19 protein-coding genes and 8 tRNA genes are annotated in these 21,347 nt (G+C 37.2%); 3 read left to right on the top strand and 24 right to left on the bottom strand.

What is annotated here, in order from left to right:
• Positions 1–64: 64 nt before the first annotated feature.
• From NiCM35_RS14845 to NiCM35_RS14810, 8 genes are all read right to left on the bottom strand, one after another.
• Positions 65–1,465, bottom strand: a complete 1,401-nt coding sequence (locus NiCM35_RS14845) for a HAMP domain-containing sensor histidine kinase (RefSeq protein WP_095331348.1) — start codon at positions 1,463–1,465, stop codon at positions 65–67.
• The gene (locus NiCM35_RS14840) at positions 1,462–2,130 is read right to left on the bottom strand and encodes a response regulator transcription factor (RefSeq protein WP_095331376.1); all 669 of its coding nucleotides are present in this window, start codon (positions 2,128–2,130) and stop codon (positions 1,462–1,464) included. The genes NiCM35_RS14845 and NiCM35_RS14840 overlap by 4 nt, the downstream gene beginning before the upstream one ends.
• A 424-nt stretch (positions 2,131–2,554) precedes the next feature.
• Complete coding sequence (locus tag NiCM35_RS14835; RefSeq protein ID WP_123258711.1) at positions 2,555–3,361, bottom strand: hypothetical protein; 807 nt, start codon at positions 3,359–3,361, stop codon at positions 2,555–2,557.
• A 344-nt stretch (positions 3,362–3,705) separates the two neighbouring features.
• Positions 3,706–4,077: a DUF1304 domain-containing protein gene (locus tag NiCM35_RS14830; RefSeq protein ID WP_095331350.1), complete on the bottom strand. Its 372-nt coding sequence runs from the start codon at positions 4,075–4,077 to the stop codon at positions 3,706–3,708.
• Positions 4,078–4,118: 41 nt separating this feature from the next.
• Positions 4,119–4,757: a nitroreductase family protein gene (locus NiCM35_RS14825; RefSeq protein WP_095331352.1), complete on the bottom strand. Its 639-nt coding sequence runs from the start codon at positions 4,755–4,757 to the stop codon at positions 4,119–4,121.
• A 478-nt stretch (positions 4,758–5,235) separates the two neighbouring features.
• A complete protein-coding gene (locus tag NiCM35_RS14820) occupies positions 5,236–5,532 on the bottom strand; it encodes a putative quinol monooxygenase (protein ID WP_123258709.1) in 297 nt (98 codons plus the stop codon).
• Between the two features lie 111 nt (positions 5,533–5,643).
• The gene (locus NiCM35_RS14815; protein ID WP_123258708.1) at positions 5,644–6,072 is read right to left on the bottom strand and encodes a MarR family winged helix-turn-helix transcriptional regulator; all 429 of its coding nucleotides are present in this window, start codon (positions 6,070–6,072) and stop codon (positions 5,644–5,646) included.
• A gap of 649 nt (positions 6,073–6,721) precedes the next feature.
• Positions 6,722–7,414 (bottom strand): DUF1963 domain-containing protein, encoded by a 693-nt coding sequence (locus tag NiCM35_RS14810; protein ID WP_123258707.1) that lies wholly within the window; start codon positions 7,412–7,414, stop codon positions 6,722–6,724.
• A 409-nt stretch (positions 7,415–7,823) separates the two neighbouring features.
• On the opposite strand from NiCM35_RS14810, the gene NiCM35_RS14805 reads away from it, so the two are divergent.
• Complete coding sequence (locus NiCM35_RS14805) at positions 7,824–9,077, top strand: DUF5068 domain-containing protein (protein ID WP_433779917.1); 1,254 nt, start codon at positions 7,824–7,826, stop codon at positions 9,075–9,077.
• A gap of 406 nt (positions 9,078–9,483) precedes the next feature.
• Here the strand turns inward: NiCM35_RS14805 and NiCM35_RS14800 are convergent, their stop codons facing one another.
• Complete coding sequence (locus NiCM35_RS14800; RefSeq protein ID WP_433779916.1) at positions 9,484–10,278, bottom strand: SDR family NAD(P)-dependent oxidoreductase; 795 nt, start codon at positions 10,276–10,278, stop codon at positions 9,484–9,486.
• A 146-nt stretch (positions 10,279–10,424) separates the two neighbouring features.
• Between NiCM35_RS14800 and NiCM35_RS14795 the strand changes: the two genes are divergently transcribed.
• Complete coding sequence (locus NiCM35_RS14795) at positions 10,425–11,276, top strand: helix-turn-helix transcriptional regulator (RefSeq protein WP_433779915.1); 852 nt, start codon at positions 10,425–10,427, stop codon at positions 11,274–11,276.
• Between the two features lie 192 nt (positions 11,277–11,468).
• Here the strand turns inward: NiCM35_RS14795 and glmS are convergent, their stop codons facing one another.
• From glmS to sigW, 6 genes are all read right to left on the bottom strand, one after another.
• The gene (gene glmS, locus NiCM35_RS14790) at positions 11,469–13,271 is read right to left on the bottom strand and encodes a glutamine--fructose-6-phosphate transaminase (isomerizing) (protein ID WP_123258684.1); all 1,803 of its coding nucleotides are present in this window, start codon (positions 13,269–13,271) and stop codon (positions 11,469–11,471) included.
• A 617-nt stretch (positions 13,272–13,888) separates the two neighbouring features.
• Positions 13,889–15,241 (bottom strand): phosphoglucosamine mutase, encoded by a 1,353-nt coding sequence (glmM, locus tag NiCM35_RS14785; RefSeq protein WP_095331398.1) that lies wholly within the window; start codon positions 15,239–15,241, stop codon positions 13,889–13,891.
• A 42-nt stretch (positions 15,242–15,283) separates the two neighbouring features.
• Positions 15,284–16,609 (bottom strand): CdaR family protein, encoded by a 1,326-nt coding sequence (locus tag NiCM35_RS14780; RefSeq protein ID WP_249879462.1) that lies wholly within the window; start codon positions 16,607–16,609, stop codon positions 15,284–15,286.
• On the bottom strand, positions 16,602–17,426 hold the full coding sequence (gene cdaA / locus NiCM35_RS14775) for a diadenylate cyclase CdaA (RefSeq protein ID WP_433779912.1): 825 nt from the start codon (positions 17,424–17,426) through the stop codon (positions 16,602–16,604). The genes NiCM35_RS14780 and cdaA overlap by 8 nt, the downstream gene beginning before the upstream one ends.
• A gap of 258 nt (positions 17,427–17,684) precedes the next feature.
• Entirely contained in the window at positions 17,685–18,335 is a 651-nt protein-coding gene (locus NiCM35_RS14770; RefSeq protein ID WP_123260934.1) for an anti-sigma factor family protein, read from the bottom strand.
• Between the two features lie 19 nt (positions 18,336–18,354).
• Positions 18,355–18,918: an RNA polymerase sigma factor SigW gene (gene sigW / locus NiCM35_RS14765; RefSeq protein WP_047943945.1), complete on the bottom strand. Its 564-nt coding sequence runs from the start codon at positions 18,916–18,918 to the stop codon at positions 18,355–18,357.
• Positions 18,919–19,241: 323 nt separating this feature from the next.
• Here sigW and NiCM35_RS14760 point away from each other — a divergent pair, with 323 nt between their 5' ends.
• The gene (locus tag NiCM35_RS14760) at positions 19,242–19,409 is read left to right on the top strand and encodes an aspartyl-phosphate phosphatase Spo0E family protein (protein ID WP_095331404.1); all 168 of its coding nucleotides are present in this window, start codon (positions 19,242–19,244) and stop codon (positions 19,407–19,409) included.
• Between the two features lie 95 nt (positions 19,410–19,504).
• Here the strand turns inward: NiCM35_RS14760 and rocF are convergent, their stop codons facing one another.
• The 9 genes from rocF to NiCM35_RS14715 form a co-directional block, all read right to left on the bottom strand.
• Positions 19,505–20,401, bottom strand: coding sequence for an arginase (gene rocF, locus NiCM35_RS14755; RefSeq protein WP_163185870.1), 897 nt, complete (start codon positions 20,399–20,401; stop codon positions 19,505–19,507).
• Positions 20,402–20,585: 184 nt separating this feature from the next.
• Positions 20,586–20,658 (bottom strand) — tRNA-Lys (locus tag NiCM35_RS14750).
• 2 nt (positions 20,659–20,660) lie between these two features.
• A tRNA-Gln gene (locus NiCM35_RS14745) sits at positions 20,661–20,735 on the bottom strand.
• Positions 20,736–20,778: 43 nt separating this feature from the next.
• Positions 20,779–20,862, bottom strand: a tRNA-Tyr gene (locus NiCM35_RS14740).
• Positions 20,863–20,891: 29 nt separating this feature from the next.
• Positions 20,892–20,967, bottom strand: a tRNA-Thr gene (locus NiCM35_RS14735).
• A 28-nt stretch (positions 20,968–20,995) separates the two neighbouring features.
• Positions 20,996–21,071 (bottom strand) — tRNA-Val (locus NiCM35_RS14730).
• Positions 21,072–21,074: 3 nt separating this feature from the next.
• A tRNA-Glu gene (locus NiCM35_RS14725) sits at positions 21,075–21,149 on the bottom strand.
• 15 nt (positions 21,150–21,164) lie between these two features.
• Positions 21,165–21,237: transfer RNA gene (locus tag NiCM35_RS14720), tRNA-Thr, on the bottom strand.
• A gap of 30 nt (positions 21,238–21,267) precedes the next feature.
• A tRNA-Asn gene (locus NiCM35_RS14715) sits at positions 21,268–21,339 on the bottom strand.
• Positions 21,340–21,347 lie beyond the last annotated feature (8 nt).

Here is a 21,347-nt window from a genome sequence, read left to right as displayed (position 1 = left end):
AGGTTAAAACTGAGTATGCTGACAGGTTAAATTTTGTTTAAAAAAAGATAGATTGGAAAAGGTGCTAAATGACCTTTTCCAATCTATCTTTACTTGAGTCTCTTTTTTTTATTATTTTTATTGTTGTTCCATGTTCACTTGACTTAATTTCCCAATATAACTCCATACCTTTCACCATCATATCAACAATAGACAAACCAATTCCTGCACCTGCTTCATTTGAAATACCCTTCATCCCTTTTCCTTTATCTGAAACAACTATAGCATCATATTGATCTGTGGATTCCGTTTTCACACAAATATATCTTCCACTTTTAGCGTGACGCAATACATTTTGCAATAAATTATCTAATATACGTCCTAACCAAATTGGATCAACCGTCCATTTACTATTTTTAAACGGGAGTAATTTAACTTCTATTTCAAATCCCTCTTTTTCAAAAACCGGGTACCATAAAGCTAAACATTCACGCACATAACGAATAACATCTATATCCTTCCAATCAACTTTATATTTACTAGCCATTAGTAGAGTATATGACATCAAATTTTCCATTAACCTATCAATATTCACTACCGAGGCTTCCAACGCCTTTATTGCTTTTGTACCCTCTTCTGATAAATCTTCTTTAGCAATTGAATAGGTTTGAGCTCTTATTTTAGTTAAAGGTGTCCGTAAGTCATGAGAAAGATTAGCAATTAATTCCCGCCGTATTTGTTCTTCTTTCTGTTCACGTTGTTTACTTTCCTTGAGTTCAAATACCATTTGATTAAACGTTTTTTCAAGTTGTCCAATTTCATCCTGCTTTTTTACGTTAATCTGGATTGGCAAACCGTCAACATCCCGTATCTCCATCGCATCTTGTAATTGTAATAATCGTTTTCTGATGCCTCTAAAAAATAAAAAGGAAGCTATAATAAATAAGAAGATGATACAGATAACACCGACTAATAATATCGTGCCATAATTATCATTTGCTTTTTCAAGCGGAGATTTTAACGCAGTTCTAGGAATCTCAAAAACTATAAAGCCTCGAGATTCTTCCTTTCCAACAAAGGCAATAACCGTAAAGGGGTCCCCTTCATATCGACCTTTGATAAATTTTGCTGTAAAAACAGATGACCATTCGGAAGGAAGTTGTTCTCTTACATTTACTTGCTTTCCTAACTTACCATTTTCATCAACCCAAAACATAGAGGCATCGTGAAATTGATTTTTCCACTTGGAAAAATGCTGTTCAATTGTTTCAGGCGTGACGTTTTTCAAATTGTTTGCTTCAGCATGCCACTTTGTCTCTATTTCATTGAAATCATTCCTATATTGGGATTGACTTCCACTTTCCATGTTTTCTGCAACACCAGACACAAATATTGTGACAACTAGGAATGCGAATTGAACAAGAAAAATGGCTATTAAAATAATCATCATGTACTTCGCCAATAATGATTGGAAAAACCTTCTCATATTTTCACCCGATATCCGATGCCACGAATCGTTTCAATGATTGTTGGATTTGAAGGATTCTTTTCAATTTTTTCTCGTAAATAACGAATATGAACCATTAAAGTCTTATCTCCTTCAATATATCGCTCGCCCCAAACGCCTTCATATAGCTGTTCTTTTGTTAATATTTGGTTCAAATGTCGAATAAAGAATTGAAATAAATGATATTGTTTTCCTGTTAATTGAATTTCGCTTCCTGTGTCGTTGTTTACTAATCTCATGTCTTTTGTATAAATAGTTAAATGTCGCAATTCTAATATATCGTCATTCTTTTGATATCTTCTTATTAATACTTCGACACGAGCTGCAAGCTCATCAGGATGAAAGGGTTTTGTTAAATAATCATCTGCAAAATAAAGACCTTCTATTTTATCCTCAATTGAGGTACGTGCGGAAAGCATTAAAATAGGCAAATCTCTATTTTCTTTTTTGATACGCTTTCCGATAGAGAAACCATCTAATCCTGGTAACATTACGTCCAAAATGAGGATATCTACGGTTAATAGATACTCTTCCACTCCTTCGCCTGACTGTAGCCATGTTACTTCATATCCTCTTCCCGTTAGATCCTTTGTCACCCAGCTGCCTATATCACTTTGATCTTCTATATACAATACATGAACCATTTCTTCCTCCTTTTTAAAATAGCTGTTTTCTTTTACATATAACATACCTATATCAACCTATCAAAAAAGATCTTAGTTCCAACCTGTCCCTTGGCCTTATTTCATCCACTGCTAAATCTAAGACTTTCTTTTTCTTATAAATGTTAAAAAACACCCCTTTTAGACAGTATTAACCAAAGGGGTAAGCGGTGCAACACATTTCAATTCAACGACTAGTTTAGCATTTAAATAAAATTTAATTATTTCGAATAATTCATGTGAAACAAGCATCTGTTTATGGAACAATTGTAAAAGTCCATTTATATAAATATTCAAAGAAAAATTCAAAAAATGCTGATATGCAGCACTTCTTAGGTTAATATGTCTTCAAACACTTTCATTTAGAAACATTTTCCAGCTGATTTTTTAGACCTGGTAAGAGATTTTAAGATAGTCTATTCGCTTCATCGATAAGCCCTATATTATACATGGATTCCAGCACAATTTTCTTTAACAGTGGTTCATCTGATAAAACATGATGAAGTTGTATATCTCGAAATACAGCATATTGTGATGGTATTGGTGCACGAGATAAGTATGCTTTTAAAGCTGCTAAGTCTGGTTCAACGTCTTTATTAATTTTTAAAGGAAAGTGCGTTTCATTAGCAAGAAATGGAGCAATTACACCAATGCCATCCTGGGTTTGAATAGTTATCATTTTTTGTCGCTGCAATCTAAGCGTTTGAATATAGCGATAAGGATTAGCTATAATAGGCATTTGAATGTTTTTTTCTAAAAAGTTATCGATATACTTTAATAATTGTCGTTCAGACTGAGGATGAAGTTCATCATCCACTTCCCGTTCCTTGAATACTAAATAACTGTCTTCATCAGCGAAATAATTATAAAATAAATCACTATCTGTGCAATTGATACGTAAAAATTCACGCAAATTTTTTGCGACTATACGGGTTGGCTTTTCAAACTCCATTGGACATATACAGACAATAGGCGCCTCTTCAAGGTCAGAAACCGATCCATAGTCTGTTAAAAATCCATAATGAATACCATCTACTCCAATATGGCCAAATACAATAACATCGCTTGGTGTGTTAAAATAGCGAAAGTCGGATAATGAAATATAAAAGTGAAGCCCATTATAAAAAGATTCACAATCGCCAAGTTCCTTCTCTAATTCCATTAATTTTTGAAGGCTTGCTGGTATATCATACTTTCCAAAGTTGCGCTGCATTCAAAAACCGCCTTTTCTTTTTCCTTTATTTTACTATATTTGTTATCAGGAAACTATTTTATGACATAAATTTCCCCGCTACTTCCCTTCAATCATTCTCCCATTTGAATATGCATACCTCTTCCCTTCACTAAAAAACCCCCTGCCAATTATTAGAACTAAAGGGGGATAAACGTTGCAACTTTATACAAAAGTAGCTTTTTAATAAAGATTGATTAAAACATTTTATGGACTCTTTATTTATCAAAGAATACAAAAAATCCATTTTGAAGAAAGATTGTTCAAAATGGATTTTCTTTTAATAACTCTGTTAGATTTTTTTATAAAATATAAAAGCTTCGGTTCTACATTACAGACAAAAGGGTAACCAGTGCTAAAATAGCCGGAAGCCCTTGTTTCACAATAATTGATTTGTTGGATGTAAAGCCTCCGAAAATGGCTGCCACTACCACACAAATTATGAAAAACAACTGAATCATATAGCCAATTGAATTAAGTCCAAGTATGAGTCCCCAAATGAGACCAGCTGCTAAAAACCCATTATATAGACCTTGATTTGCAAACATGATGGCTACATTTCGATCTCTTTCTAAGTGCTTCGGTAAATTGAAAGCTCGTTTTGCCAATTTTGAATCAATAAAAAACATTTCAAGGATCATAATAAATAAATGTTCTATTGCTACTATCCCAACTAAAATGGCCGCAAGTACTTCCACTCACTAATCCCCCCTTTTCTGTTTCCTAATATCAATTTATATTATTTCCATTGCGCAATTCTATCGACAGGGAGACGGTATGAAGCATATCCTTCATCAGCTGCTTTTCCGATGGACAGAAGCATGACTGGTACATAGCGCTCCTTTTCCAATCCGAAAGCTTCAGCGATATTTTCTTTTTCATAGCCCCCTATTGGGTTTGTTTCATATCCGTGCGCGCGTGCTGTCAACATAAGCTGCATGGAGACGAGACCAGCGTCAACTAGGATCGTTTCCCGATTTACTTGCTCCGGTAGTTGTTCAAAATGTGCCTTCAAAGCCTCAATTTGTCTGTCTTTTACCTCCTGTGGCATGTACCCTAGGTCAACGGCTTTTGAATAAATTTCTTCTAAATAGTCTGCATTGTTCATATCTGCAAATACTGCGATTACGGCAGATGAAGTGGTGACTTGTGACTGATTAAATTTAGCAAGCGCTGCAAGTTTTTCTTTGGATTCTGGGCTTTCGATGATAAGAAAACGCCATGGCTGTGCGTTGACTGAAGATGGAGCTGTAGTCGCTTCCTCTAATATTTCCGTCATCTCTTCTTTGCTGATTTTAACTGTTGGATCATAGTTGCGAATGGATCGGCGCTCTTTCATTATTTTCATAAAATCGTTTGTTTTTAATGTAGTTTTCATGTGCAAACAACTCCTGTATATTTTAATATTTTTCCTTATCTGCAAACAGCACTTTCTTAAACACAGTGCTTTCTTCTATGCTGAGATTTCCGAGGAAGCCTTGACTTGGTCTCGCCCTTGTTCGCTCAACCGAGCAAGGATAATACGGCTGTCCTCAGGATTACCTTCTTCTTTTAGCTTCAATCTGCTTGACGTGTCTTGTAACGGCTGCGCCATCGATATCATCCTTTTTTGAAGGTTTTTCTTAATCATTTTTTGTTCCATCTACTTTTAATTAATTCTCGATTATCAAAGTTATAATAACTAAGTTGAGGGCAATGCAGGAGAATCTCTTAAAAATGTAAACTTTACAATTTAAGGGATTCCGACATGTCATTGTTATCCAGAATATTTTCTAATAAACAATCTTCCCATTTATAAATCGCCAATCAATTAAAAAATGATGTCTACTTGTAACTCATTTTTACACTAGAGCTATCTAACTTTGCAAAGGTTGTCCATCATATGCTTTTATAGCAAGTGGTGCCACTAAAAAGTTACTAGCTTTGGCCACGAAAGAAGTAAAATGTTCACTTGTATTATGGCTTGCTACCGCCGCTTCATCTTGCCATACTTCAACCATGGTAAATGTATGATTCTTTTCTATATCTTTATATAAATTGTAAGAAACATTTCCACTTTCTTGTCTAGAAGCACGAATTAGTGTTTCTATCTCTTCTAAAAAAATTTGTTGTTTTGTTGCGTCTATTTGCATTTCAGCATGAATAATAATCATCTTCTTCTCCTCTTCTCTCAATCCTTTTATATTAAAGAAAATTTAAAACATCTATGAACACTCCGGTGCGTATATCAATATTTGAACGTCGTTCCATTAAAGTTTTACGTTTTAGATTTCTTTTATGCTATTTTGAATACGATCTAGCATATCAAATAGCAAATCTCGTTCCTCTTCACTAATATCTTTTAGCATAGAAGTGACGAAACGTTTCTTTTCTTCTTGATAGCAACTAATTTTTTGACGTCCATAATCAGTTAGCGTTACAAGAGTGATCCTGTTGTCACTCGCTTTTTTTCGTCTTAAAATCAACCCGTTTGCCTCGAGTTGTTTCAAATGCCGCGTGATTGCAGCATTGTCAATATTCATCTCTTTTTGAAGTGCTTTCTGGCTCATTTCATCCGCTTGATAAAGATGGCGCAAAAGTTCAAGGCGCGACTGACTAACACCTGTGCAGCCTTCAAATTTCGAATTGATTTCTTTATTAATAAAAAATAATTTATATAAAATAATTGCTTCCTTAGAGCAAGAATTTGTCAATAACTTCCCTCCTTTTTACAGTTTAAAAATTATTTGATGTATCAATTATTGACTCATCAAATAATTTAACTCAATTGGATTTAAAATGCAAGTATTTTTATTTTTCCTTTTTATCTCGCGCAAAAAAGGGGTACCTTATAAAGGACATGAATAGTTTAGCGCATACTACCTGGAATTATAAGTATCACATAGTTTTTCCCATGCAAATCACCTCCGAAATAGTACTTTGTTTAAGTGTACCTTTTCGTAGGTGTTTTATATTGTCTTATTTAGATTTGTCTATACAGATATGTCACCTGTAGCTTTAGAATAAAGTAACTTAAGGAAATTGCATTTTATTTTGCCTTTTCTGGTAAAAATATCATTAATTTTAAGTATTAACCAAAGCCAGTCGTATGCAAGCTAAGCTAACCCGCGGCTTAAACTGCTCGAGGCGTCAAAGGCCCCAGAGATAAGACGAAACGACTCCACTGACCGCTGGCTTATCCCTAACATCATTTTACCATTTGCAAATCCGGAACCAGCTCAAGTTATTGCTGTCAGACATGGGGATCAATTTCTTAACACTCCATAATGACAAAAAATTAATTCCATTGGGTAAAAAAATCTGCTTTTTATCGCCCGTTTATCTTATCTGACCGTCAAAGTCTCAATAACAATCCCAATGCATATGCCATTCACCAGTCGAACGAGACCTGAACAAGTAAATCGTCCCGTTGTCACCCACCATAAATCTCGGCTTTTCCTCGCTTCCGATCTGCATGATATACTGACAATCTTCTAAGGAAACCGGTGACTGGATATAGGATGCGTATCCTCCTATTTTCGTTTGCGGATAACTGCCGAATTCATCGAAGAACTGATCGCTCGCATCTTCATCCTCGTTCACTTCCGTCAAGTCAACATAATCCCAAGCCTCTTCCCAGCATGGGTAATCATCGCTATCAGCCTTGTGCCACCGAATCTGAAATTCCCTCAGACCTCTTGCTTCTTCCGGTGTTTCCATTAATTGCAGCTCTTCCACCGACTGATGCTCGATGAGTAGCCAGCCTTCTCCGTTCTTAACAGGATAGATTGGAAGCTGTTTCCTGTTAAGAAATAGCTGGATCAAACTTGCCTCTCCCACACCATCGATCCCACCAGGTATTTCAGGCACATACGCTTGCAATACGGGAATCATGGGACCATCTTTGTCATGAGGCCATCCCGCTTCCTTATCAATATAAAAATGCCCGCCAAACCAACTCATCCTCGCTTCCTCCGGACGAAATCCGCCAATTTGCGCCAGTACTGGCTTTTTTGCTATTTCCCTAAGTAAACTAAATGCCTCAAATTGTGTCATGGTAAGCAATTCTCCTCCCGATATCTGTTAGCTTTCTACTGGATAGACGGATAGCAGTCTTTCTATAAGTTCCATCCATCTCCTCAAGTATAATGGATGCCGATACGCGGCTCAAATATGCTCCTGATTCTTTCATCAAAGACGGCCAAATCGAAATCTAGCTTCTTTTTATCAGTTTCTTGCGAAAGCAGGTTGACCAACCTATGCTTTAAATTGCTTTTCGTCGCTCATTCATCCATTTCTCTATCAATAATCTTTTAGAAAGTTTCATACTACAAAAGTTATTGAAATTAGGGATAAAGTCTTCTTCAAAACTAGATAAAATATACCATTTTTGTAATATTAAAGGAATTCTTATCTATTTTCCTTTATAATAATTATGGTCTACATAAAAAGAAGGGGTGTAAATGTGAAAAAAACGAAAGTATTATCGGTATCAATCCTTTCTGCAGCAATGTTATTGTTGGCGGCTTGCGGAAATGAAGAAAAAGCTTCTGAATCACCAAAAGAGAATGATTCAAAGGCTAAAACAGAGGAAACAAGTAATAAAGGGAAAACGAATGAAAAAGCAGAAGAATCAGATACTAAATCAGGTGAGGTATTGAATCCAAGTATTGCAGAAGAAACAGAAGGAAATGTTGAAGTTGTTTATACCAATAAAGAACCTGGATTTTTAAATGATATTAATGGTTTCAAAGTATCCGTTAACGAATACCAAATTGTTAAAGTAACAGACATGAACGAAGATTCTAAGTTGCGTTTTGATGGCCAGAATAATGGATACGTAGTAACGACTAAAGTTACCATTGAAAATGGAACCGATAAACCAATGTATTATAATAATAATCATAAGATCCAGCTAAGCAATGAGTATGATTATATTCCTTCTGACTGGAAAACTCTTGTACCTGAAGATCAGCAGATTAATAAAATCAAAAAGAATAAAGAAAAGATTACTTTATATGAAGCTGGCGAGAAGGTAACTGGCTTAATGAGTTTCAGATTATCAGATGCTGAATTTGAAAAATTAAAAACAGTAAAACCAAAATATATAATTGAAGGCGGTTTAGCTGATAATGAACAAGCTAAAAATAGTAACATGCAGCAATCGCCGGCTTATGATTTTATTTATAGCGATGAACAAGCAAAACAAACAGCTGAACAACCCCAATTTTATCAAGATCGTTTAACGACTGATAATATGGCTGACAAAAAAATGATTTTTGAAAAATCTGGAATTAATGATACCAAAGAGATAGATAAAGTGAAAATTACCCTTGAAGGTGTACAATATACTGAAGTGATTCCAACAGAAGCCAATAAAGAACGCTTTAGAAATTTTGGTGATAATGGGATTGTGGCTGTGACTGTCAAATTGAATGTTGATAATCAAACATCAGAACCTGTTGACATATCGAATCTAAAAACTACTCTTAATATTGATGACAATCGTGCGAAAGTGTTAAGTCAGGGTATGGCGGAACCTCGTGAACAAAGGGAGATTGCTGCGGGACAAAAAGGTGAAAAACTGCATGTTTTCCTACTTAGAAAAGATGAATTTGAAATATATAAGAAGTTTGATATGAGATTTGGTCCATTTGTCGGTACAGATGGCAAAGACCAATTCAAAGGAAAATCTGCTACGTTTAGCTTACCAAGATAAATAAAAAAAACAGAAACCAGTGTCAGTTAGAAAAGGCACTGGTTTTTTCGGACTTATTATGAGTTCCCAAATGTACAATACTTATCACTTATGATGGGGATTTTAGCTTGTTATTTTGGCTTAGCAAATGCGAATTCAAGTCCATTTATAATATTTTGTAAAAATATAAGAAATCCTTTTAAAACTGCCCCGTTTGTGTTAAAAGAAGACCTCTCTTCTTTTATTATAAGAATGCTACAACATTTGTGTAATATAAAAAGCATCCTCTTTTCGCAATAGCGGATTGTATCTTCAGAAATACCGGTTTACTCGGCGACTTGCTTGATCGTAAAATTCTGTTCTTCCATTACATACGAAAGGAGTATCCCTGGCTATGGACCCTTTGGGATACTCCCTCTGTTTGGGACTACGCTCTTGTTCCACCGTCCACCGGCAGAACTACGCCTGTTACGTAAGAGGCTCTATCGCTCAATAACCAGGCAGCTGCTTGTGCGATCTCATGAGGATCGGCAGGACGCCTAAGTGGTGTCACAGAGTTGCTTTTTTCGATTATATCTGGAACTTGTGCAACTAACCCCTCGATCATCTCGGTCATAGTGGTGCCAGGTGCAATAGCGTTTACGCGGATACCCGAGGGTCCGAATTCAATGGCAGCTGTCTCGGTCAGACTATTAACAGCCCGTTTGGCGGCTCCGTAGACAGACAACCCAGGATTACCTCTGAAGCTGCCCACGCTGCTGTTATTGACAATGGCACCAGTACCTGCAGTATCAAGCATTGCCTTGATTTCCGCTTTCATTGCCGCCCAGATTCCTTTGTAATTTACAGCTTGAAGATGGTCGAAATCCTCTTCTGTGACATCTGTTAAGGGCGAAAGAGGAGATCCAATTCCAGCATTATTGAATGCTATATCCAGGCGACCGTGACGCTCAACGGTCGTTTGAACCGCCCGTTCGATGCTGGGGGGATCGGCCAGATCAGCTACAATATAATCGGCTTTACCGCCTTTCGCGATAATTTCCTCAACTCCAGAGCGTAAAGCTGCCTCTGTTCTTGCGACGAGAGTAACCGCCGCTCCTTCTCCGGCGAATAGTTTGGCAGCCGCTGCTCCGATGCCGCGGCTGGCCCCTGTAACAAGAGCTACTTTATTGATAAGCATTCCCTGAGAATTGTAATTTTTGTGCTGTGTTATTGATTGCATGGCTATCTCCTTTATAGTCAGTAATGGTTTGAAACGTTTCAAACTGAGTTGAAACGATTTCTATAATTAAGTATAATTTTATAATACACATTTAACGAGAGGTTGCTTAATCATAGGTTTCCGAGTAATAGGTTAGGAGGGATTGGATGAACGATAGCGAGCGCCGTTCGGCTCTTGGGGATTTTTTGCGTAAACAGAGGTCAAGGCTTTCTCCAGAGAATGTGGGTTTACCGACTGGGTCCCGACGGCGGACAGTAGGATTGCGCAGGGAAGAGGTCGCACAGCTATCAAATATCGGCACATCCTGGTATATGTGGCTGGAGCAGGGACGTGATATCCGTCCGTCAGTACAAGTGTTAGAAAGCCTAGCTGCTGCTCTAAAGCTTAATCCCAATGAACGACGCCATCTTTTTTTTCTTGCAGGAGAATCACTTCCTCCTTATTTGTCTCCTCATAAAGAAAGTATCGGGGCAACATTTCAAAGGATGCTGGATGACCTTACTCCGAATCCTGCATATATTCTGGGAAGGCGCTGGGATTTTGTAGCCTGGAATGATGCTGCAAATGAAATTTTCTCTATTTCCTTGGGAACACCGCCTCATGAATTCAATTTAATCTGGCGGTTTTTCACGGACCCGGTATGGAGGGGACACTTCAAAAATTTCGACCAAAAGGCTATGGGAATGATTGCGGAATTCCACACGGCATCAGCCCGATACGTTGAAGATTCGTCGTTTGCCGAGTTAATAGAAGATCTTAAACGAATAAGTCCTGAATTTGGCCGTCTATGGCTGCAGCATGAAACGCCCGGCTCTCTTGAAGGATTTAAAGAAGTGGAACATCCCCACATGGGACACCTTGAGTTCGATCATATTACCCTGCAAGTCCCCAATGATCCTGATATGAGAGTGATGATTTACATGCCTCTACCAGCAACAAGATCAAAGCTAGAAAAATATTTGGCAAAGGGATCACCTGCAAAAGGAAGTAAGGGATAACATCATTAAGCTAGAAAACCCTAAAATATCAGTAAAGCAAACTATCGATTCTAATAGGCTATGTTTCTGGGAATTATATTTAGGAAACATTCTCATTCCACCTTTTATAATAAATATAACCTCTTCGGGATATCATACCCGAAGAGGTTATTTTTTATAAATCTACATTACCCGAAAAGGTTAAAACCAAACTTATTCCACCGTAACACTCTTAGCCAAGTTACGTGGTTTATCCACGTCGCAGCCTCTATGAAGTGCTGCATAGTAAGCAATTAATTGTAATGGTACTACAGAGATAAGGGGTGTTAACAGATCGTGCACAGCTGGTACGATGTAGCGGTCGCCATCCATTTCTAAGCCTTTCATCGAAATGATGCACGGGTTTGCTCCACGAGCTACTACCTCTTTCACGTTACCACGTATGCTTAAGTTAACACTCTCTTGTGTTGCTAATGCGATAATAGGTGTTCCATCTTCAATTAAAGCAATTGTTCCATGCTTTAATTCTCCACCTGCGAATCCTTCTGCTTGGATGTAAGAGATTTCTTTTAGCTTTAAAGAACCTTCAAGGCCAACATAGTAATCAATGCCGCGCCCGATATAGAAAGCATTTCTTGATGTTTCCAGATATTCTCGAGCAATAGCCTCTAGCTCTTCTTTATCTTCAAAAACGCCTTCCATGGCATTGGCAATGATACCTAATTCATGAATAAGATCAAAATCTATCTGGTAGCCTTTGTTTCTTGCTGTTACTTCTGCAAGGATAGACAATACAGCCATTTGCGAAGTATAAGCTTTAGTAGAAGCTACTGCAATTTCCGGACCAGCATACAATAATAAGGTGTGGTCAGCTTCACGAGACAATGTGGAGCCTGGTACATTTGTGATAGTTAGAGTTGGATAACCCATTTCCTTCACTTGCACAAGCACAGCACGGCTATCTGCAGTTTCTCCACTTTGTGTAATGAAAATGAACAGTGGTTTTTCAGAAAGCAGCGGCATATTGTAGCCGAACTCACTTGCCACATGAACCTCTACAGGGATTTTTGCTAATTTCTCAATAAATTGCTTCCCAAGAAGACCGGCATGATAAGATGTACCAGCAGCTACAATGTACAGTCGATCGGCAGCTTTCACCGCTTCAATGATCGCTGGATCAATTGTCAACTTTCCATCTTTGTCTTGATATTCCTGAATAATTTTGCGAATAGCTACTGGCTGTTCGTCAATTTCTTTTAGCATATAATGAGGATATGTTCCTTTTTCAATATCACTAGCATCTAGTTCTGCCGTATATGCTTCCCGGGAAATAATCTCTCCCTCTAATGTTTCAATGGTTACCTCGTCTTTTGTCACGATCACAATTTCTTTATCTACTAATTCCACATATTGATCAGTTACTTGAAGCATAGCCATTGCATCACTTGCGATAACATTGAAGCTTTCCCCTAATCCTATCAATAATGGGCTTTTATTTTTTGCTACATATATCATGTCTTTGTTTTGCTCATCTAATAAGGCAAACGCATAAGACCCTTTTAATAATTTTAGTGTTTGAACAAATGCTGCCTTTACATCGCTTCCGGCTTCTACAAAATGTTCAATAAGTTGAACAACGACTTCTGTATCTGTATCACTTTTCAAAGTAACATCAGCAAGGTATTCTTTCTTTAATAAGTCATAGTTCTCAATGACACCATTATGAACAATTGTAAAGCGTTCTGATGCACTTTTATGTGGGTGCGCATTTAATCTGCTTGGCACACCATGGGTTGCCCAGCGTGTATGACCAATTCCAGCAGGTGCAAATACTTCTTCGTCCACAATACTGCGTAGGTCAGCAATTCGTCCTTTTTCTTTAAAAACTTGAACTCCCTCTCCATTGCTTAATGCAATACCAGCTGAGTCATAGCCTCTATATTCTAGTTTCTCTAAACCTTTTAATAAAATCTCTTTCGCATCCTGGTTTCCAATATAACCAACAATTCCGCACATACTTCTTTTCCTCCGTTCTAAGGGAGCAAGAAGTCACTTTTAGGGAACAAACTTGCTCCCTTATCTCTGTTTTTTTGGTTATAAGCTGTAATATACTGCATCTTTTGTACTGCCTAAAGACAGATGAAAACAAAGGCTGTAGATAATACAACTTAAAGATTACGCTTATGATTTTAGCTTGCCCTACTCTTTGTGCATTAAGTTACCTTAATGTTTTAAAGTATGACTTACGATTGGCTAATACAACCGGGAGGCATCCGCCGAAAAATCGATAAACCTCCTCCTCGTCAACTAGTTTCGTGTCGTCCATTACTAGTCCAGGCGCTTCAATTTCCTATAATAATCCCTATCCTCCTTATCAACAGGTTTGCTTTATTCAAAAAGCAATTTAATCATACCCTACCTAGAATCGTTCCGTCAAATACAATCCTATGACAAAATCGTAAATTTTTATTTCATTAACTGAGGTAGGATCCATTCCCGACACGAAAAGCGGAAAAATTAATAGGGTGAAAAACATTCCTTCGAAATGTCTTTCACCCTATTAATGTATTCTATCGTGCTAATTTTGTTCCTAATTGCATAGATATTAATATGAGTTCCTTATGTGTTTAAGCTTATTCTTCTGGTAAACCCATTTCCTCTTTAACAACTTCGGAAATAACATTCACATAAGCTTCACATAATTCCTCTGTTGGAGCCTCCGCCATTACACGTACAAGTGGCTCGGTTCCAGAAGGACGAACTAAAATTCTTCCATTTCCGTTCATATCTTGTTCTACTTTTGCAATTACTTCTTTTACTTTTTCATTATCTGTTACATGAAATTTATCTGTCACTCTAATATTCACTAATTTTTGCGGAAATTTCTTCATTTCTCCTGCAAGCTCCGATAGCTTTTTCTTTGTTACTTTCATAATATTAACTAATTGCAGCCCAGTTAAAAGACCGTCACCTGTTGTATTGTAGTCAAGGAAGATAATATGTCCTGACTGTTCTCCACCAAGGTTATAGCCATTATTACGCATTTCTTCGACTACATAACGGTCTCCAACAGCAGTTGGAATGCTCGTAATTTCGTGTTGTTCTAGTGCTTTATAGAAGCCTAAATTACTCATGACAGTAGAAACAACTGTATTGTTTTTGAGTCTTGCTGTTTCTTTTAAGTATTTTGCACATATATACATAATTTGATCGCCGTCCACGATATCCCCATTTTCATCAATAGCAATCAAACGATCACCATCACCGTCAAAGGCTAACCCAACATCTGCTTCTTTTTCTAGGACAAATTTAGAAAGTGCCTCAGGGTGTGTAGAACCTACGCCATCATTAATATTTAATCCATTCGGTGATGCGCCCATTGTAGAAATATCCGCATCTAAATCTGCAAACAAATGCATTGCTAAGGAAGAAGTTGCTCCATGTGCACAATCTAATGCAATGTGAATGCCTGCAAATTCCTCATCCACTGTTTGTTTTAAGAACTGCAGATACTTTTGACCACCTTCAAAATAGTCATCAACCTGACCAAGATCTGCACCCGTTGGTCTAGGTAACGTATCTTCTGCTTGATCAATCAGTGCTTCAATTTCTAACTCTTGCTCATCCGATAGTTTAAAACCATCAGGACCAAAAAATTTAATCCCATTATCTGCGACCGGGTTATGCGATGCAGAAATCATTACTCCCGCCTGTGCTCCTAATGCCTTAGTTAAATAGGATACACCTGGTGTAGAGATAACACCTAAGCGCATTACTTCTGCACCAATGGAAAGCAATCCTGCTACAAGCGCTCCTTCCAGCATATGTCCGGAAATACGAGTATCTCGTCCGATTAATACCTTTGGTCTGTCGTGGTCTTTTGTTAGGACGAAACCACCATATCTTCCTAGCTTAAACGCTATTTCTGGTGTTAGTTCACTATTTGCCACACCTCGTACTCCGTCCGTACCGAAATATTTACCCATTTCTATATCGCTCCTTCTAACTAGTATAGATCACGTTTTATGTTAAGCCTCTTTATTTGTAATAGACACACTCGCCGTATTTGTAGCTAGTTCCCAATCTATATTGTCAGGTCCATTTACTTTAATAGGGACTTCGTGCTCCCCATCATCCATTCCTGTTAAATCTATATAGAGATTAAAATCAGAGACACTTAATTCCCTTACCCTATTTTGCTCCCCAGAAATCCGAAGACTTGTACTACTACTTTTAGGTTTAGCAATGGTTGCCTCTAAATCGCTATTTAAACCTTTAATAGTAATAGGTACATTGCTTAACGTTCTTGTTTCTGTTTTTTCTGTCGTCACAGCTTCCTCTGAATCCTGATTCGCCTGCTCATCATCCTCTTTCTGTTCTTGTTCTTGCTCTTGCTGGGCGGCTGTTACCTTTACTGTAACCTTTACAAGCTCTGGATCAACAGATGTTACCCCATTGGATATAATGACAGGTAATGTTAATTCTTCATCTTTTTCTATTTTACTTAGGTCAACTTCAACTCTTGTGCTTTCCACATCTTTTAAAACATCTTCTGGACCAGTGATAGTTGCTTCCTTTGTATCCAAAGTTATCGAGTCAATGGTTATACCATCCTTTGGCTTACCTTGTTCCACTATTTTTATAGGTACTGTTTTACTCGTTCTTTTTACAGGAATATTCACTTCTACTATTTCTGGTTCCACTTGCACATTTAATTTATTTAAACTACCATCCAATACAGAAACCTTCGCCTGTTGGCTTACAGCCTCATTTGTATTTCCATCAAGATTTACATTTGCCTTTACATAGGCAATTTTTTCAATCTCATCTTTTGCTCCTGTAACTTTAACTGTTTTCGGCTCAATTTTCGGTGTTCCAGCAGCGTATCCTTTCGCAAGAGCGTTACTGCTAAATTCTGCTTCTACATTAAATTCTTGAGTAACCTTTTCTTTTACCGTGACTTTTATCGTTTCAGGATCAATCGTTGCCCTAATTTTATCAGATAAGTCCTTTATTTGAAGGGGAACGGTCTTACTTCCTAAATTAGCATTTGCTAAATTCACATATACCTCAAAATCCTTTTTCAATTTAGCCTGCTGTATATGAACCGTTGGACCTCTTAAAGTAACGGTAACAGTTTTCGGTATCCCTGTAACAACTACATTTTCAGTATCATAATAGGCTGTTACTGGGATATCCTCTAAAATAACGGTTTCTGAATCACCTGGAACATTTACATCTGTTGAACTTTCATTGGGATCATATGCATAGGAAAAAAGTAAAAGAGCAAAAGCTAAGGATAAAACTTTTGTAAACCAATTTTTCCCTATTACATTATTAAACAATTTACTCATTTTTCTTCCCCTTCCAGCTCCACTTACTTGACGTGGTTTGTTTGGTAGAAGGTGTTATCAAAGCACTAGATAACATTTCTCTAAATGCATCTAATTTTAATTCTCTGTGCAAATCACCGTTTTTCGTTATCGAGATTGCACCCGTTTCCTCTGAAACAACGACGGTTAAGCTGTCTGTTACTTCACTAATGCCCAGTGCCGCTCTATGTCTAGTTCCCAGCTCTTTTGAAATAAAGGGACTTTCCGATAGAGGAAGGTAACATGCGGCTGCGGCAATATTTGTTTTTTGTATAATAACGGCTCCATCATGCAGTGGAGTATTCGGAATAAAAATATTAATTAATAGCTCTGCAGATATCTTTGAATAAAGCGCAATACCTGTTTCTATGTAATCACTCATTCCTGTTTCTCTTTCAATTGTGATTAACGCACCAATTCTTCGTTTAGCCATATAGTCTACTGCTTTTACAATCGATTCCACTAACTGGGCTTGGAGTTCATGTTCCTGAACAACGGATCGTGAAAAAAACTTCCCTCGCCCCAATTGTTCGAGAGCTCTTCTTAATTCTCCCTGGAAAATAATAATAAGGGCTAAAGCACCCCACTGTATTACCTGCTGCATCATCCAGCTTAATGTTTGTAGTTGGAAATATTCACTTAACATTTTAATAATTAAAATAACAAATATTCCATTCAACAATTGTACCGCTTTTGTCCCGCGGATAATTGTAATAATCTTATAAATGACATACCAAACAAGGATAATGTCTACTGTATTCGCTAAATATTTTAAAAAAGGGAAATCTGCAAACGACATTTTCCTTCCTCCAAAGTATATATTTCAAAAGTGACGCTTTAGAAGATTTTTCCCTAACTCAAATATGTCAGGAGAAAACCTACAATTATCATATTATAACACAATTCCAATTAATACAAAGAAAAGCATAACCAACAATCTTGAAAACAATTAGATTGTCCATATCACTAGTATATGTGTCTCGATTGTATTTAAGCCCTATTTTTACTCGAAAGAAAAATACATATAAAACTAAATAAAAAAACCTGCAATTTAAAATTAAATTGCAGGAAGGCTATTTTTTTGGGTATTATCCTCATCACTAAATACCCCTGTAATATCCGTTACAGTTTTCTTTATATGGTACCATAACCAATCAAATATTTCATTTACCTCTTTAATATCACCGGTTACTTGGTTAGCAGAAGCCATATACTTCTTACCATTGATTACTGTTACATTCCCTTCAACTTGTCCCTCTATTTTAATATCTCCATTACGAACGATCACATCACCTTTTACTGTCTCTCCCTCTGGCACAATAGCGGTATTATTTTCTACTATTATATTTGGCTGTTTCGAAACAGAAAACTGATGGTCCTCATTCCATGACGACATTAGACTCGATATCATTAATATAAGGAAAAGGGAAGCAGCAGCAAGCATAGGATGGTGACGAAGCCATCGTTTCACTCTTACTTGCTTCTTTTCTTCCGGCAATTTAGCTAGTATATTTTCTGTAAAGTTCATTGGTGCTTGGATGTGAGACGTACTTTGGACCAGCGCAATAGTTTTTTTCAATTCATGAAAATGAGTTGCACATTCTTCACACTGATCTAAATGCTTTTTTAATTCTTTTAAATTCTCTTCTTCTATTTCTTCATCAAGATATTGATGCATATAGGTAATAATCTTTGTTGAACAAGTCATATTATTTTCACCTTCTTTATCAGACATACCGTAATTGTTTTCTCAACGCTTCTCTTCCCCTGTGAATACGCGTTTTAACTGTTCCTAAAGGAAGCTCCAGAATTTCACTTATCTCATTCAAAGAAAGTTCTTCGATATATTTTAAAACGATGACTGCTCGATACTTTTCAGGAAGTTTGGAGATTTCCCTTTGTATCATTGCTTGTAGCTCCATACTCTCTACATCCTCCTCAGGCAATTTTCCATCCGAGGAAATTTGTGAGTACATATTTAAGCCGTCTGTTCCTGGAACCTCTGCATCAAGATAATAATCTGGTTTCCTCTTTCTTATACGGTCAATGCATAGGTTTGTCGCAATACGATATAGCCATGTTGAAAACTTATATTCCATATTATAGCGATGAACATTCACATATGCACGAATAAAAGCCTCTTGTGCTATATCCTCTGCTTCATGCCTATTCCCCAACATCCGATAACAAATTTGAAACACTTTATCTTTATATAGTTCGATTATGTCACCAAATGCATTTTTATCCCCTTTTAAAACTTGTTGAATCCTTTTTTTTACTAATGCTTCCATCTATTTACCTCCGCTCTAGTGCGGCTAATCGATTTACGAATCGACAGCAGGAAAGGTTTCATTTTTTCTTTAAAAATTTTTTATTATGTATAAAAAATAATATTCTCACTTATATGTAGTGAAAAATCTCCCTATTATGCACATCTATCTTTTTTAGGATACTCATTCTTATTTTAACAAATAATGCCACATAATGTTTAAAATTTTTAGAATTGGTTATAAAAAAAGTAATAATATGCTAAAATCAAGACAAGCAACATTTGAATTTACTACGGCTATATAGATTAGGAAGAAATTATAAAAACATATAGAGGGTGAAGCAAATGAGTGATAGAAAATTATTAAAAGACATTGAAGAACATCGTGAAATGATGATCTATTTGGCAAACAACACTTCTTTTTCGCACCCAAAAGTTGTTGACATAAGTACAAAATTAGATTTGTTATTAAATAAATATGAAAAAATATGTAGTCAGCTATCTGTAAAATAATAAGGATTGTTTTTGTCCTGACTTCCAATCCAATTATCATATGAAAAGCAGTGCACATCCATGCCTGCTTTTTAGCTTTGTTACCTTTTTTAATTTTATAGTAATTTTTCTCCAAATAGGGAACCCATTAATGCTACAGCTAATGAGGCAGTCTTGTTTCTTTCATCTAATATCGGGTTAACTTCTACAAATTCAGCGGAAGTAATAAGTCCTGATTCCGCTAACATTTCCATAGCTAAATGACTCTCCCTATAACTTATTCCCCCAGGAACTGGTGTTCCAACTCCTGGTGCATCATTTGGATCTAATCCATCTAAGTCCAGAGACAAGTGTACCCCATCTGTTTTTTCCTTTAAGTAATCAATCGTACTCTCCATCACCTTCGTCATTCCTAGTCGATCAATTTCATGCATAGTAAAAACCTTGATTCCTAATTCTTTTATAAGCCTGCGCTCACCTTCATCCAAAGATCTAGCCCCTATTATAACTACATGCTCTGGTTTTATTTTAGGAGAGGCTCCTAATATATTGGTCAATAGCTCATGCCCATATCCTAAACTTACAGCCAGTGGCATGCCATGAATATTCCCTGATGGAGAGGTTTCTGCCGTATTTAAATCTCCATGTGCATCATACCAAATGACCCCTAAATTTGTGTAATGCTTAGATACTCCAGCAAGTGTCCCAATTGCTATACTATGGTCTCCGCCTAATATAAGAGGAAATGACTTTGATTGAATGATCTTATCAACCATTTCTGCAAGCATTAGACTTTTTTCTGCTATTAAGTGAAGATTTCTAAGATTGCTTTGAACATCTATTATGGTTTCTGGTCTTCCTACTGATATATCTCCCCAATCTTCAATAGAAGAAAATAGCTTTGATAATCTTTCAAAAACACCTGCATAGCGGATTGCACTTGGCCCCATATCTACCCCTCTGCGCATTTGTCCAAGATCCATCGGCATTCCAATAATAGTCAGCTTTCTCATGAAAATCCTCCCCATCTCTCCAGCTATATTTTTCTTTTATTGTACCTTCTCCCGAAACAATGACTCAACTCAACATCTTTATGTATATATATGCGAATATGCTATAAATCCTCAAGGGGAAATAACAAGAATGCCATGTTTAAAAGCACAAAAAAACCAAACACAATCGTGTTTGGTTTAAAGATGAGCCATGGAGGATTCGAACCTCCGACCCTCTGATTAAAAGTCAGATGCTCTACCGACTGAGCTAATGGCTCGTTGGCTGGGCTAGCTGGATTCGAACCAACGAATGACGGAGTCAAAGTCCGTTGCCTTACCGCTTGGCTATAGCCCAAAAATATAAAAAGGACATATAATTAATATTGTCCAATGATAAATGGTGGAGGGGGACGGATTCGAACCGCCGAACCCGAAGGAGCGGATTTACAGTCCGCCGCGTTTAGCCACTTCGCTACCCCTCCGATATTCAAACTAATGACAATTAAAAAAGTGGTGCCGGCTAGAGGACTTGAACCCCCAACCTACTGATTACAAGTCAGTTGCTCTACCAATTGAGCTAAACCGGCAATAAATTTATAAACTTTTAAAAATTAATGGTGGAGGATGACGGGATCGAACCGCCGACCCTCTGCTTGTAAGGCAGATGCTCTCCCAGCTGAGCTAATCCTCCAAATGGTGACCCATACGGGATTCGAACCCGTGTTACCGCCGTGAAAGGGCGGTGTCTTAACCGCTTGACCAATGGGCCGTATTTATTTTCGTAAGCTTCCAACCGGGCTCGAACCGGTGACCTCTTCCTTACCATGGAAGTGCTCTACCTGCTGAGCTATGGAAGCACTTTGGCTAACATATAATTAAAAATAAGGCTCCGCAGGTAGGACTCGAACCTACGACCGTTCGGTTAACAGCCGAATGCTCTACCACTGAGCTACTGCGGAATAATGGT

Source organism: Niallia sp. M35 (genome assembly GCF_050971705.1).
In the GTDB taxonomy this organism is placed as follows: domain Bacteria; phylum Bacillota; class Bacilli; order Bacillales; family Cytobacillaceae; genus Niallia; species Niallia circulans_A.
Note: the sequence above shows the minus strand (reverse complement) of the source record. Positions and strands in the feature narration are given on the sequence as shown.